This window comes from Paenibacillus chibensis (assembly GCF_004001045.1).
Taxonomy (GTDB): domain Bacteria; phylum Bacillota; class Bacilli; order Paenibacillales; family Paenibacillaceae; genus Paenibacillus_AQ; species Paenibacillus_AQ chibensis.
Genome location: NZ_BIMK01000013.1, coordinates 1 through 14,491, shown reverse-complemented (window position 1 = coordinate 14,491; position 14,491 = coordinate 1). Strand labels below are relative to the sequence as shown.

Annotated in this window: 11 protein-coding genes; 4 read left to right on the top strand and 7 right to left on the bottom strand. The window is 50.2% G+C overall.

The genetic code is table 11. The features are described 5' to 3' along the window. Positions 1-266: 266 nt before the first annotated feature. On the top strand, positions 267-2,018 hold the full coding sequence (locus PCH05_RS11970) for an alpha-glycosidase (protein ID WP_127602629.1): 1,752 nt from the start codon (positions 267-269) through the stop codon (positions 2,016-2,018). A 74-nt stretch (positions 2,019-2,092) separates the two neighbouring features. Here PCH05_RS11970 and glgA read toward each other — a convergent pair whose 3' ends face one another. Together glgA and glgB are read right to left on the bottom strand one after the other, a co-directional pair. Continuing rightward, positions 2,093-3,526 carry a glycogen synthase GlgA gene (glgA, locus tag PCH05_RS11965; protein ID WP_127602628.1) on the bottom strand — a complete coding sequence of 478 codons (1,434 nt, stop codon included), beginning with the start codon at positions 3,524-3,526 and terminating at the stop codon, positions 2,093-2,095. Further along, the gene (glgB, locus tag PCH05_RS11960; RefSeq protein ID WP_127602627.1) at positions 3,523-5,625 is read right to left on the bottom strand and encodes a 1,4-alpha-glucan branching protein GlgB; all 2,103 of its coding nucleotides are present in this window, start codon (positions 5,623-5,625) and stop codon (positions 3,523-3,525) included. The genes glgA and glgB overlap by 4 nt, the downstream gene beginning before the upstream one ends. A 185-nt stretch (positions 5,626-5,810) precedes the next feature. Here glgB and PCH05_RS11955 point away from each other — a divergent pair, with 185 nt between their 5' ends. Then, positions 5,811-7,031, top strand: coding sequence for a glucose-1-phosphate adenylyltransferase (locus tag PCH05_RS11955; protein WP_127602626.1), 1,221 nt, complete (start codon positions 5,811-5,813; stop codon positions 7,029-7,031). Positions 7,032-7,111: 80 nt separating this feature from the next. Here PCH05_RS11955 and PCH05_RS11950 read toward each other — a convergent pair whose 3' ends face one another. The 5 genes from PCH05_RS11950 to PCH05_RS11930 all read right to left on the bottom strand — a co-directional run bounded on the left by PCH05_RS11950 (position 7,112) and on the right by PCH05_RS11930 (position 12,598). Continuing rightward, positions 7,112-8,554 (bottom strand): HAMP domain-containing sensor histidine kinase, encoded by a 1,443-nt coding sequence (locus PCH05_RS11950; RefSeq protein WP_127602625.1) that lies wholly within the window; start codon positions 8,552-8,554, stop codon positions 7,112-7,114. After that, complete coding sequence (locus PCH05_RS11945; protein ID WP_127602624.1) at positions 8,551-9,249, bottom strand: response regulator transcription factor; 699 nt, start codon at positions 9,247-9,249, stop codon at positions 8,551-8,553. Before PCH05_RS11945 ends, PCH05_RS11950 begins: the two co-directional genes overlap by 4 nt. Then, a complete protein-coding gene (locus tag PCH05_RS11940) occupies positions 9,242-10,573 on the bottom strand; it encodes a hypothetical protein (protein ID WP_127602623.1) in 1,332 nt (443 codons plus the stop codon). Before PCH05_RS11940 ends, PCH05_RS11945 begins: the two co-directional genes overlap by 8 nt. 40 nt (positions 10,574-10,613) lie before the next feature. Beyond that, the gene (locus tag PCH05_RS11935) at positions 10,614-11,339 is read right to left on the bottom strand and encodes a phosphonate ABC transporter ATP-binding protein (protein ID WP_127602622.1); all 726 of its coding nucleotides are present in this window, start codon (positions 11,337-11,339) and stop codon (positions 10,614-10,616) included. A 71-nt stretch (positions 11,340-11,410) separates the two neighbouring features. Continuing rightward, complete coding sequence (locus tag PCH05_RS11930) at positions 11,411-12,598, bottom strand: MFS transporter (protein WP_246049502.1); 1,188 nt, start codon at positions 12,596-12,598, stop codon at positions 11,411-11,413. A 118-nt stretch (positions 12,599-12,716) separates the two neighbouring features. Here PCH05_RS11930 and PCH05_RS11925 point away from each other — a divergent pair, with 118 nt between their 5' ends. Both PCH05_RS11925 and PCH05_RS11920 read left to right on the top strand, forming a co-directional pair. Next, on the top strand, positions 12,717-13,634 hold the full coding sequence (locus PCH05_RS11925) for an ArsR/SmtB family transcription factor (RefSeq protein WP_127602621.1): 918 nt from the start codon (positions 12,717-12,719) through the stop codon (positions 13,632-13,634). A gap of 14 nt (positions 13,635-13,648) precedes the next feature. Beyond that, positions 13,649-14,416, top strand: a complete 768-nt coding sequence (locus tag PCH05_RS11920) for an HAD family hydrolase (RefSeq protein WP_127602620.1) — start codon at positions 13,649-13,651, stop codon at positions 14,414-14,416. Positions 14,417-14,491: the final 75 nt, after the last annotated feature.

Sequence of the window (14,491 nt, the reverse complement as noted above, 5' to 3'; positions counted from 1 at the left end):
AAACAACCATATTTTTCCTTTTACATTTGAATCCTTTTCCGATGAATTGCTACACGGACATCTTGATTAAATATGCGGTTTGCATTGTTTATGCATTTTTATAGATCGTTCCCGTTCACAAGTGCCGAAAATTCATCCCTATAAGCATGTCCCATCGCTCAAAATGAGCATAATAATGTCAAATCATTCGAAAAGCCTGGCGGCCTTGGTTCATCATCTGATGTTCCCGGTTATTAAATAGCTAGACATTATCTGGAGGTGTAGTCATGCTGCTCGAAGCACTATATCATGTACCCCGCGACAAGTGGGCATATGCTTATGATCCCAAAACCATTCATTTGCGTGTCCGCACCAAGAAAAACGACGTGGACTCCGTGGTCGCCATGACCGGAGACAAATACGACTGGGATTCGACTTACTTTGAAATTACGATGGAAAAGGCGGCATCCGACGAGATGTTCGACTTCTGGGAGGCGTCTGTTCTTCCGAAATACAAACGTTTGAATTATGCATTCCGCGTCACGGCGGGCACGGAGTCGGTCTATATGACGGACAGTGGAATCTATCATGATTGTCCAGCTCCACCGGGCGGTTATTACGAGTTCCCCTACATACATGAAATCGATGTATTCAAAGTGCCGGATTGGGCAAAAGATGCGGTCTTTTATCAGATCCTGCCTGAACGTTTTGCCAACGGAGATCCTGGCAATGATCCGGAAGGAACGGAGCCTTGGGGTGGACAGCCCAAGACCGACAATTTCTTTGGAGGCGACCTGCAGGGCGTGCTGGATCACCTGGACGATTTGCTGGACCTCGGCATCAATGCGATTTATTTTACCCCGCTCTTTACGTCGCCTTCGAACCATAAATACGACATCGTAGATTATAAGCAGGTCGATCCTCATTTCGGGGATAACGCTCTGCTCAAACGAGTCGTCGAGGCATGCCATGAAAAAGGGATCCGCGTGATGCTGGATGCGGTGTTCAATCACTGCAGCGAGAATTTCCCGCCTTTTCAAGACGTGCTCAAACATGGCGAAAAATCGAAATACGCCGATTGGTTTCATATCAACCAGTTTCCTGCCCGGGTAGAAAACGGAATCGCAACCTACGATACCTTCGGATTTTTTGGCAATATGCCGAAATTCAATACGGCAAACCCGGAAGTGAAGCACTACCTTTTGGATGTGGCCGAATATTGGATTAAGGAAATCAAGCTGGATGGTTGGCGTTTGGATGTAGCCAATGAGGTCGATCATCATTTCTGGCGCGACTTCCGCAAGGTTGTCAAGAATGCCAATCCGGAAGCTTATATCGTCGGCGAGGTATGGAGCGATTCGCTCTCGTGGCTGTCGGGAGACCAATTCGACTCGGTCATGAACTACCCTTTTGCCGACAAGGTGCTGGAATTTTTCAACGGCGGCATGGATGGCGCCACCTTCTCGGACCGCATGAGCTCGCTTCTGATGCGATATCCGCAGCAAACGAACGAAGTCGTCTTTAACATGCTGTGCAGCCATGATACGCCCCGTTTGCTGACGCGCGTAGGTGGCGACAAACGCAAACTGAAGCTCTCCGTCGTCTTCCTGTTCACCTATATGGGTACTCCCTGCATATTCTACGGGGATGAGATCGGCCTTACGGGTGATGGCGATCCGGATTGCCGTAAATGTATGATCTGGGATACGGACAAGCAGGATCGGGAGCTATACGATTTTTATAAAATCATGATCAATCTGCGCAAGAAGCATAAGGCGCTTCGCGAAGGCCGATTCCGCTTTTTGAAGGCTGATCCGGGCACGCCCTGCATTATCTACGAACGCGCGGATGACTCGATTCATTTTACGATTTGGATGAATAACACCGACCAGAAGCAAACCCTATCCCATCCGATGGTCACCACCGATTGGCGGGATGCTTTGACGGACGAGAAGGTTGCGCCTGTGAACGGCATGATGAATGTAACCCTGGATCCCTTTGGATACCGGATTTTGTATCGGAACTTGAAGAAGGCTTAATTTTCAATTGAAAAAAGGAGCATTCCAAAGTCCATGAGACTTGGAATACTCCTTTTATTGTGCCGGGTTGCAGTTTATTGCGTCGTAATCTGCTTGTAGATATCGCTGTATTCTTGAGCCGATACGTTCCAGCTGTAATCCCCGCTTGTTGCATTCTTCACGATCTTGTTCCAGTGCTCCGGCTGACGGTAAAACGAGATCGCCCGGCGAATTGTATGCATCATGTCATGGGCGTTAATGTTCGTAAAGGTAAAACCATTGCCCTGACCCGTAAATTCATTGTAGGCATGCACAGTGTCGTTCAGACCGCCCGTTTCCCGGACCACGGGAATGCTTCCGTACCGCAACGCAAGCAGCTGGCTGATCCCGCAGGGCTCAAAGTTCGAAGGCATGAGGAAAATATCGCTCGAAGCATATATTTTCCGGGATAACGTGTCGCTGAAGGTGATTTGCGCAGACAACTTATGCGGGTGGCGCTGCTCTGCTTCCCTGAACCAATGCTCGTATTGGCTGTCGCCGGTACCGAGAAGGACAAACTGCATATCCTCGAAGGTCAGCATCTCATCAAGCACTCTCACGACCAGATCAAGACCTTTGGAATCGACCAAACGTGTCACCATGGCGACCAGCGGTGTATCGGCTGATACCGGAAGCCCCAGCTCCTCCTGCAGCCGTACCTTGTTTTCTTTTTTCTTCGCCATGCTGGAACGGTATTTAACCGCTATTTGAGAATCCGTCGCCGGATTATAGCTCTTCGTATCGATTCCGTTGACAATTCCGCTCAGCTTGGGTCCCAGAGACTGCAGCAGGCCGTTCAAGCCATAACCATAGTGATCTGTCTGAATTTCTCTGGCGTAGGTCGGGCTGACCGTCGTCACATGGTCTGAATACACAATTCCGCCCTTCATGTAATTGACCTTCCCGTAATATTCCAGTCCGTTCATCGTGAAATACCGATTGTCCAGCTCCAGCAGTTCACCCAGCACCTCATACGGAAAAATGCCTTGATACAGCAAATTATGAATCGTGAACACGGTCCGCATTTCATAATAAAACAGGTCATAGCGATAGTGCGCGTCCAGCAAAACAGGAATCAAAGCCGCATGCCAGTCATGGCAGTGTATGACATCCGGCTGAAAATCGATCGCTTTCAGGATCTGCAGCACGCCCCGGTTAAAGAATGCGAAGCGTTCGCCGTCATCCCCGTAGCCATATACCGCGTCTCGTCCAAAATAGTATTCATTATCGATAAAATAATACGTAATGCCGTCATATACCAGCTTCTCCATTCCGCAGTACTGGCTGCGCCAGCCTACGGGAACATAAACCTCGCCGAGATGCTCCATCTGATCCCGGAACTGCGCGGATATTCCGCGGTATTTGGGCAGAACGACACGAACATCGTGTCCGCTTCGGGACAAGGCCTGCGGCAATGCGCCGATCACATCGGCCAGTCCTCCGGTCTTGATGAATGGAACTGATTCTGCTGCTGCAAATAGTACCTTCATGCTTTGTCTCCTCCTTCTACTGCATTTCTTGCCGCCATCGATGCTTCCGTTTTTTGGGATGCAGTCTTTTTGGATACAGTTTTTTGGGATGCAGTTTTTTGGGATGCAGTTTTACTGCGAACCGTTGCTGCATTTTTGGATTTCTTGCCTGGTTTTTCCGCGATTTCTACAGCTTTATCTTTCTGCCGGACAGCCGCTTCGCGTTTCAAGACAATGAAGCTAAGCGGCGGCAGGGTAAGCTCCAAACTGTTCAGCTGGTCATGCCATGGAACCTTTTCCGTTTGAATCGGCTCCGTCACGGAGGCGCCTTGCCCCCCGTATTGCTCATCCTCGCTTTGGAAAACCGGCACATACTTCCCGGCACGCGGCACTCCGATACGGTAGCACAGGCGCTCCACCGGCAAAAAGTTAATGAAAATGATCAGCGTATCACCGGCTCTTTTTCCTTTTCTCAGATAGGATATGACGCTCTGCGACGAATCATGGGGACTGATCCACTGGTACCCTTCCATCTCATGATCCTTCTCCCACAGGGCACGCTCTTCCAGATACATGCGGTTTAAATCCGACGTATATGCCTGCATCTGCCGGTGACTATCATACTGCAAGAGCAGCCAATCCAGCTCATACTGGTCCCGCCATTCAATGAACTGCCCGAATTCCCCGCCCATAAACAGCAGCTTTTTGCCCGGATGGGTCATTTGATACCCAAGCAGAATTCGAAGCCCGGCAAACTTCTGGCCATAATCTCCCGGCATTTTACTGAGCAGGGATTTTTTGCCGTGAACGACTTCGTCATGGCTTAAAGGAAGCACATAATTCGCCGAATAAGCGTACGCGATCGGAAACGTCAGCAGATGATGCTTGGATGGCCGATCCTCGAACGGAGCTTCCATATAATCAAGGGTATCGTTCATCCAGCCCATGTTCCATTTGTAATTGAACCCGAGCCCGTCTTCATCCACGGGGGACGTGACCCCCGGCCAGGCGCTTGATTCTTCAGCCATCATCAATGTATACGGATAATAATTAAAAACGGCTGTATTCAACTGCTGCAAAAAAGATATGGCTTCAAGATTTTCCACGCCCCCACGCTCATTGAGATGATACTGGCCTTCCTTCTTCTCAAAATCCAAGCGCAGCATGCTCGTCACCGCGTCTACCCGAAGACCGTCAATATGGAACATTTCCAGCCAAAACAAGGCGTTGGAAATGAGAAATGAGCGCACTTCAGGCTTGCCGTAATCGAAGCTCAGCGTACCCCAGCCGGGCTTTTCAGCTTTCAGGGGATCCGCATATTCAAATAAAGGCGTTCCATCAAACATCCTCAGTCCATGCGCATCCTTCGTAAAGTGAGCTGGCACCCAGTCGATAATGACGCCGATGTCAGCCTGATGGCAAGCATCTACTAGGTACATAAAATCCTGCGGCGTTCCGAAGCGGCTCGTCACCGCAAAATATCCCGTTAATTGATAACCCCAAGATAAATCATATGGATGCTCCGCCAGCGGCATGAATTCGACATGCGTATAATGCATCTGCTTTAAATATGGAATCAGCATATCGGCGATTTCGCGGTAGCTGTACAGGGTTCCGTCTTCCTTCTGCCTCCAGGTTCCCAGATGCACTTCGTAAATGTTCACGGGTTTACCGTAAAGCGCCTTTTTCTTCCGCCGCCAGGCTGCATCCTTCCAGACATAACCTTGCAAATCCGTTACCACCGAAGCCGTTGCGGGACGCACTTCGGCGCTGAAGGCATAGGGGTCGGCCTTCAATAACCGCTCCCCGCCCGGTCCTTTTATGTCGTATTTGTAAAAAGTACCTGCCCTTATGCCCGGGAAAAAGCGAGTCCAAATGCCGGAATCGGGTATCTTATGTAGTGAATCGTCATCTCCGTTCCAACCGTTAAAGTCGGATGCCAGACCGACCTGCCGGGCATGCGGAGCCCAAACGGTAAACCGGACGCCTTCCAGACCATCTTCCACAGCAGGATGAGCGCCCAATATTCTGTAACTGTGGTAGGAGGTCCCTTCATGGAATAGGTATATATCCTCATCAGTAGGCGGCTGTCCGGGTAATGCATGAATTTTCGCCAACATGATCACCTGCTTTATAGGTATAGTGCACTTAAACCATTACCCCATTGTAGCCAGTTTAAACGCAAAAATGACTTCTGAAAAATAAATTTGTAATTTTTCAATTATTTTTCAATATACTCGTTTCAGATGGTCCGGCAACCGTTTATGTATGTACTACATTGACAAATTTTTGGGAGGGAAACAACATGTTTAAGAAAGATTGCATCGCCATGTTGCTTGCCGGAGGTGAAGGCCGCAGACTCGCACCTCTGACATCGAAACAGGCAAAGCCGGCCGTACCTTTTGGCGGACGCTACCGAATCATCGATTTTCCTCTCAGCAACTGTGTAAACTCAGGCATCGACACCATTGGTGTCCTGACGCAGTATGAGGCAGAATCGCTCCACAAACATATCGGTGAAGGCGAGCCTTGGGGGCTCCAAAGCCAAGGTGATGACGGTATTACCCTGCTGCCTTCTTACAATACAGGATCCGCAGAATACTTAGGAACAGCTGACGCTATTTATAAAAACATCGCATACATTGATCGGCAGCAGCCCGAGCATGTGCTTATTCTTTCGAGCGATCATATTTACCACATGGATTACAACAAAATGCTTCAATTCCATAAGCAGCAGGATGCAGAAGCCACCATTTCCGTTATGGAGGTTCCATGGGAAGAAGCAAGCCGATTTGGCGTCATGAGCGTGGATGACGAGCTGCGTATCACTGAATTCGCCGAAAAACCGGCTGAACCGGAAAGCAATCTCGCTTCGATGGGCATTTATTTGTTCAAGTGGGACTATTTGCGCCGCCACCTGCTCGAAGATGCAGCCAATGAGGCTTCCAGCCATGACTTTGGCAAGGATGTCATTCCTAAAATGCTGGAGGAGCAAAACCAGCTGTTTGCCTATCGCTTCGACGGATATTGGAAGGATGTCGGCACGGTTAACAGCCTCTGGGAAGCCCATATGGACCTTTTGTCCGGAGATACCGACTGCAAGCTCCATAACAGCGAGTGGCCGATGTTTACCCGTCCGTGGCGTACAAAAATCAGCGCGCATAAATCCAGACCTGCCGCCGCGACGGGCTGCATGATTTCGGAAACAAGTGCCCTGGACGGATCGGCCTACCAGTCCGTTGTCTTCTGCGGAGCAGAAATCGGCCGCTATTCGGAAATCAAAGACAGCATCGTGATGCCAAATGCCAAAATCGGGCGAAACGTCCAGATTGAGCGTGCCATCATCGGTGAAGGAGCTGTCATTAAAGATGGCGCAGTCATCAAGGGCACGGCTGATCAAATCGTTGTCATCGGGCCGTACGAAACGGTATTGCCCAAACCCACGGTTCGTACCCAGCCTTCCCGCCTGCTGCAGGAAGTATACGAAAAAACCGGCCGACTCCGCGCCGAAGGCTTATCTTCTTAAGATACTGCCAAATGGGGTCCCATATACAAAAGAGCGAATCCGCTGTTTGCGGTTTCGCTCTTTTCATGCTGTCGGTTTTTTTATGATGACGCTCCGGGGAGCTTAGGCAGTTCCATAGCGTCGGCGGGAGAAGCATCTTCCAGCAGCCGCGGCAGTCTTACGACGATCGTCGTCCCTACGCCCAGCTCGCTTTGTATAAGCAAAATCCCGTGATGCAGCTCAACCAGCTGCTGCGAAATGGCCAATCCAAGCCCGGTACCTCCATTCAACGGATCCACCTGGAAGAATCGATCCTTCACCTTTACCAGATGATCCTCGCTGATACCGATCCCTGTATCATGTACCTGTACGACCACGTTGTTGCCCTCGAAGGTTACAATCAAGTCAATCGCTGAATTTTCATGTGAAAACTTGATGGCGTTGTCCACCAAGTTGAGAAACACCTGCTTAAGACGGTTGGCATCTCCCTCCACAATCGGTTTGTCGACCGAATCGATCCTTAGCTCGATGGATCTCTTTTCGGCTTTGGTCCACAGATTCAGCATAATTTCCTGCAGCAGCTCTTTGAGATCGACCCGTGCGAAAGACACCTTCATTTCGTTCTGCTGCAGCTTGGAGAAATCCAGAATTTCTTCGACGAGGCCGATCAAGCGCTCCGTTTCCTTCGTGATGATCTCCATGCCGATCTTGGTCTCCTCCGGATCATATCCGCCGGAGTTGATTGTCTCGCTCCAGCCCTTGATGCTCGTGAGAGGTGTCCGCAGCTCATGGGATATCGAAGAAATGAAGTCGTCTTTCACCTGGTTGCTGCGTATAATCTCCTGAGCCATATAATTCAGCGTCGAAGCCAGCTCACCAAGCTCGTATTTGTAATTGCCTTTAATCCGGATGTTGAACTTTCCTCTGGCCATCTGCGCCGAAACAGCCGTGATGGTATTGAGCGGCTTCACGATGGAATTCGCAAGTCCCAGGCTGAATGCGAGCACGAGGGCCAGCACCGCCGCAGCCACCGCCGTCGCGATCATCGTTACGTTGAACAGCTTGTCATTCACCCGCTCCAGCGAAGTGACGTATCGGACGATATAAGCATCCTGCCCGTTGTTCTGTTCCATCTTGGACACGGCCATGACGTTTTCACCGGTATTCGGCTGCCTGCCGACCCATCGTCCGATATTTCCGGATTGGGCCTGCGAAATATCGCTTGTCTTCAAGGATTCATCAGGCTGAAATTCCGAGGAGTTAATCAGCACATCCCCTTGAACATTCAAGATCTGCATTTCGGTAAAACTCAGCTTATAAACCGTGAGCAGACTGCCGAGATCGTCCTTCCCGTCATTCATGGTCGTGCTGAATTTCTGATAGTCCTCGACCTGTTTGACATGGTTCGTAATATGGCTGTAGATGCTGTCATAATAATAACTGCGTATAGCCAGTAAAAAAATGACTTCAGCCAGCAGCAGCGTCGAGAACACGACGATAAAGTAGTGCATGACGATCTGCCGGCGAATGCCTTTCTTGATCATTGTCCCTGACCCTTCCATTTATACCCGTGACCCCAGACGGTCTGGAGAAACTCAGGCTCAGAAGGATTATCCTCAATCTTTTGGCGGAGACGGCGAATGTTCACGTCAACGATCTTCGGATCGCCCATGTACTCCTTGCCCCATACGTGATCGAGAAGCACGTCCCGACTGAGCGGCGTATTTTCTTTTTCCAGGAAAAATTGTACCAACGAAAACTCCGTTGGCGTAAGCTCGATGCTGTGTCCGTTCTTCTTGAATTGCTTGGAGATCAAATCCAGCGCAAACGGACCGGAATGGAAACTGACTTTGGCCGATGTTTCCCGGTGAACGTTGACCCGGCGCAGCAGGGATTGAATCCGGGCAATGAGCTCGGTCGGGCTGAACGGCTTGCTGACATGGTCGTCGGCTCCGACCGAAAGTGCATACACCTTATCCTGCTCCTGGACCTTCGCGGTCAAAAAGATGATGCCGAGGCGCTCATTCGTTTCACGAATGCGCCGGCACACCTCGAAGCCGTCGATGCCTGGAACCATGACGTCCAATAGAGCGATATCAATGTCCGGCGTACTCATAAGAATGTCAAGCGCCTCATTGCCGTTCGATGCCTCCAGCACGTCGAATCCATTGCGCTTCAGGTTGATGACGATAAAACTGCGGATGGAATCTTCGTCTTCCAATATCAATACTTTACTCACTTTGCTTGTCCTTCCTTTCTATCGGCGGTACTTCATTCTTCGCTTTGTTCTTGTTATTGTTATCGAGGTCGAAATCTACGTTCTTCTTGTAGGCTACAACCTTTTCGTTTGTCCTGTACAGGTACTTCCAGTCGTCATGCTGCTTTTCCCATTCGCTGAGGGAGAAGAATTTGATCTCGGCAACCGTTTTACCCGTGTCGATCATCACGAACCGCAAATATTTGTTGACCTGGGATTTGGTGTCCACCGTAATTTTGTTATGCCACTGCGGAGGGAAAAATCCAAAATCAAAATCATACTTCAGATCATGATACTTCTCAATCACGAATTTAAGCCCGCTTTTCCCATCCCATTGATAATACGAATAAAAATAAGGGATCTCGTCCTGGTTCTTGAAGAAGGACCATCCGATCGGCGGATTAAGCAGCGGTATTTCAATGATCCCGTCTTTATTGACGTCCTCGCTGTAAACCCTGTAGTTCCTGTAGGTCTGCTGTTGATCCGGTAGCACAGATTTCAGCTTGCCGTCCTCCATGATGATGACGCTCGTAAACGAAGCTTCGCCGACATTCGATAACATGGCGTCCAGGACAATGCCTTCGATACTGTTACCTTCTTTATCCACATACACCTTACCTGCGACAACATTGTAATAATCGTAAATATACGGCTTCATTTCGAGCCTGTCCAGCTCCATAAAGCTGCCGTCCTCATATTGGAAGGTGGTGATATAGTTGCTTTCTCCCCGCTTCAAATTGACGATCGTCAGATCGTTGATATGATCCTTGTTCATATCGCTGATCACGTAGTTCGTATAAGGCCGTTCCAATACTCTATCGAGCGATTTGCCGTTGTAGCTGTAGATGAATACCTCATTGTCAATCTCTTCGTTGCCTATGGAAAATCCAGCTACAATATCCACTTTGCCATCGTTGGTCATATCCTTGAAGTACAAAGATTCCAACACTTTGCCTGCTCCGTCAAAGGTAATCTGCTTAACCCAGGTATCATTGACCTTTTTGAAAATCATGCCATGGATACCAATGATCTGGTCAGGCGTTTCATAAAATACGACGGCTTCGCTGACCCCATCATTATCGAGATCGACGAAATGGATAATGTTCGTGTCGTCTTCCTCATTAGAACGGATCAGGTTGGCGTCCTCAGGCAGCTGGGCCATGACGATGGAACGAAGCGATTCCTTTTCAGCCGACAGCTGCGGCGTTCTCATCATCAGGACCGGGTCACTGATAAACGAGCAGCCGCTCAGCAGCAGCATCAGGAAAAAGGCGGCAGGGACATATATCCAGTAGCGTTTTACCAAAATGAATCACTCTTTTCTATTCAAAGCCTGGCTGAAGGCTTTATAGCATATTTCGTTCGCGAACCGTGAGCCGGCGTCCGGCAATATCGAATCCGAACCCTCCACCGGTGAGTCCGATGATGCGCGTGGCGTACCGTTCCGCAAGTTCCAGGGGCAGCACTGTCACAACGCTGACCCGTTCCTCTTCACAGAGCTTTTTCAATGTTTCCATCACGCTTTCCTGCGATTTGGGATCCAGGCCGATGACAGGCTCATCTGCCAGAATGACTTTGGCCCCGTGCACGAGCGCACGCGCAATCGCGATTCTCTGACGCTCGCCGCCGCTAAGCTTGTCGCATTTTTGATGCGCTTTTTCCAGCAATCCAAGCTGCTCGATCACGTCCATGGCTCCCATATAATCATCCGAACGCACCATGCCGGTAGCCATCCGCCACAGCGGAGTCTGGCCGGATTGTCCGATCAGCACGTTTTTTAAGGCGGTTCGGTTCTGGTTCAGCTGCGGGTTCTGTTCTAAGTATGCCCATTCACGCTTAATTTTCCGTTTTCCGGCAAGCGGGTCCTTCAGAATATCAACTCCGTCAACCACGAAAGTGCCTTTATCCCACTTCTCTTTCAGGGCAAGGCAGCGTAAAAACGTGCTTTTTCCGCTTCCGCTCGCACCGACGAGAGCGATCAGCTCCCCGCGCTGAAAATCAAGTGAAATGTCCTTGAGCACAGGTATTTTATCGACTCCGACGGACTTGGTTAAATGCTGAATTCTAATCATGACATTTCTCCTCTGGTCTCTCGTTCTCTTCCTCTCTTCCTATCATAAAGCATTCGGTTTCAGGAGTACAGCTATAGGCTGTCCGCCTCTACCGAAGTTTTCTTCCTTACGGCAAAGCCCAAAAACCCAAACGCCATGAAGCCGAGGCCAAGCACGATAAACAGGCCGGCGTTCCAGCCATACTGCATCAAGGTGCCGCCGATATTCGGTCCAGCGATGCTTCCTATATTAAAATGAAAGGATGCGATCACGTTGGCTGCTGGAAGCAGCAGCTTCGGCAGAATATCGGCTGCATACGCAAGTCCGAGCGAGAAGAATGATCCGATCATCCCACCGGCCAGCATCAGCAGAAGCATAATTCCAATCGTTGAAGTTCCGGCCGTCGGAATGAGCGCAAACGAGAGTCCGCCCAAGATTCCGCAAATCATGAGAATCTTTTTTCTTCCGAAACGGTCGCTGAGCATGCCGAGCGGCAGCTGCAGCACGAGTCCGCCGATGCCGATGAACGGCAGCAATAAAGCGATCTGATGCTCGGTGAGACCTACGCGCAGTCCGTACACAGGGAAATTGCTGTTGATGCCCGACTCCATGTACCCGTATAGCAATGCCGGGATCAGAGCGTACCATGCAAACGCATAGCTGCGGCGGAATCTTCTGACCGGACGTTGTTCGCCCTTCAGCTTCTCAGGCCGCAAATCCGGCAGCTTCAGCAGCACCAGAATCAGGACAAGCATCACCAGGACGGCTAATACGATAAAAGGAACGCTGTTTCCGTACTGAAGCAGTGGTATTCCCAGCGGCCCAAGGCTAAAGCCAAGACCGTAGGACATGCCGTAGATGGAGATATTTCTCCCTCTGCTCTCCTCCGGCGTGACGAGCAGCACCCATAGCTGCGCCGCATAATGGACCGCACTGTCGCCGATGCCGACAAGCAGGCGGAGAATGAACCATACTTTCACGCTAGGAAACAGCGGAAATAATAATACGGATACCAGGACAAGCACCAGTCCGGCGCTGACGAGCTTTTTAAAGCCAAGCGCGCCAAGCGTGCGTTCCGCCACAAGCGTCATGGCGAAGGATCCGACATAAAGAGCGGCCGCGTTCATGCCGTTCATGGATGACGAAACTCCCATTTGCTCCAGAAAAATGGATAGAACGGGCAGGAGCAGCCCCTGGCTGATTCCCGCCGCTACTATAACGATGAGTAATATGACATAATGAAAAGACGAGCTGCGATTCTTGCTGTGAATTTGTGACACGGTAATGATCCTCCTTCAAACTTCCGGGCAAACTACTTGAACATTATAGTGGACAACCCGACACTCAACAAGCCATAATGAAGAAGATGCACTGATTTCATGGGAGGTTATCGGTTTCATGAACTATGAAGTGAAAGTTGACGTTTCACCGATTTACGAACTGCTCGGCAGTTTTATGGTATATACATCCAAAAAATGGATAAGAAACCTGGACCTTGGGCCTGAATGGATCAGCGAGGTGAGCGCCAAGCTTTCCCCGGAAGTGTCGGCTTCCCTTTCCGAAGCGAGTCAATGGCCCTTCGCGGATTACGATGTGCTGTATGCCTGGGCCATTCACCGCAACAACGGGGACGCAGTACTTCCCTTCCTGGACTGCCTGAAGGAAACGCCGGCTGAAACGCTGCTCGAAGCCGCATTGCCTTACCTTCCGGAATTGACCCTAGAAGATGCGAGCCGGATCCGTGACGGTTACACCCCGCTGCTTGAACTGTGGTACGAGCATTATTTCATGCATGTGGAACCGGACATCATCCCGCTCATCGAAGAGGATGCTAAAGAAAAAGGCATGCTATTGACGAAAATGGACCCGATGGCCCTGGTCGAATACGCCTCCGGCGGACTCGTCATCGAAAATGCGCCGGAAGTTCAAACGATCGTCCTGTTTCCCACCGTGCATAACCGTCCCATCAATACGTACTGCTTTTACAAAAAAATGATGCTGATCCAATATCCCGTCGACGTGCCGGAAGAGGATGAGGACGAGCCGCCGACCTGCCTGCTGCGGATGACCCATGCCCTTTCCGATCCGAAACGGCTGCGCCTGCTCCGATATGTGGCAGAAAAGCCGCATTCCCTCAAGGAAATGGTACGCGACCTTGAGCAGCCGGAAGAATCGCTGAAGCATCATTTGATGATTCTGCGGGTGGCCGGCCTGCTGCGGATTCACCTTGGCGTAGAAGACAAGGAAAAATTCAGCATCCGTCCGGACGGTGCATCGGAGCTCCAGATGTTCCTGGAATCTTACATGCGTCTATAAGGAGTGAAGCCATGATGAATCATACGTTAAGACAGCATATTTTGTTTGACCTGGATGATACGCTCATCCATTGCAATAAATACTTCGGACTTGTGCTCGGTGAATTTTTCGAGCTGGTGCATCATTGGTTTGGTGCCCAGCAGTTGTCGACCGATGAGATCCGTCAGAAGCAAATCGAAATCGACGTCGCCCAAGTCAGCCGCACCGGTTTCAGCAGCGGCAATTTTCCGTACTCTCTGATTGAAACCTACCGCTTCTTCTGCCGGAAGTTCAATCGCCCGATCCATTTGGAAGAGGAGCAGCAGCTGAACACGCTGGGACTCAGCGTCTACGAGCATGAAGTGGAGCCTTATCCCGGCATGGTGGAAACGCTGGAGACGCTCCAGCGTGAAGGGCATCGGCTTTATTTGTACACCGGCGGCGAAACCGCAATTCAGCAGCGCAAAATCGACCAGATGAAGCTCAGCACTTACTTCGACGACCGTATCTACATTACGCAGCACAAAAACGAATCTACGCTTGAGCATATCATTCGCTCCGGTTCGTTTGACCGCTCCGCCACCTGGATGATCGGCAACTCGCTTCGAACCGACGTTGTACCCGCGCTCACGGCCGGGCTGCAGAGCATTTACGTCAAACAATCCAATGAATGGGTGTTCAATATGGTCGAGCTGCAGCAGGACCCCGGGAAATCCTTCTATACCGTCTCTTCCATCGAAGAAATACCGGACATCATCGATATAAAAATCAAGAAAGAACAACAAGAACGGTCCTTGACGTAAGGGCCGTTCTTGTTTGTATTTCATAGGCATATCCTGCTGAAAAATAAGAAAAACGTCTATCGACGTATCTTCAAA

Excerpts from the sequence above, each read along its gene's own strand:
- PCH05_RS11970 (WP_127602629.1), top strand. The coding sequence starts at position 267 with ATGCTGCTCGAAGCACTATATCATGTACCCCGCGACAAGTGGGCATAT.
- glgA (WP_127602628.1), bottom strand. The coding sequence starts at position 3,526 with ATGAAGGTACTATTTGCAGCAGCAGAATCAGTTCCATTCATCAAGACC.
- glgB (WP_127602627.1), bottom strand. The coding sequence starts at position 5,625 with ATGTTGGCGAAAATTCATGCATTACCCGGACAGCCGCCTACTGATGAG.
- PCH05_RS11955 (WP_127602626.1), top strand. The coding sequence starts at position 5,811 with ATGTTTAAGAAAGATTGCATCGCCATGTTGCTTGCCGGAGGTGAAGGC.
- PCH05_RS11950 (WP_127602625.1), bottom strand. The coding sequence starts at position 8,554 with ATGATCAAGAAAGGCATTCGCCGGCAGATCGTCATGCACTACTTTATC.
- PCH05_RS11935 (WP_127602622.1), bottom strand. The coding sequence starts at position 11,339 with ATGATTAGAATTCAGCATTTAACCAAGTCCGTCGGAGTCGATAAAATA.
- PCH05_RS11925 (WP_127602621.1), top strand. The coding sequence starts at position 12,717 with ATGAACTATGAAGTGAAAGTTGACGTTTCACCGATTTACGAACTGCTC.
- PCH05_RS11920 (WP_127602620.1), top strand. The coding sequence starts at position 13,649 with ATGAATCATACGTTAAGACAGCATATTTTGTTTGACCTGGATGATACG.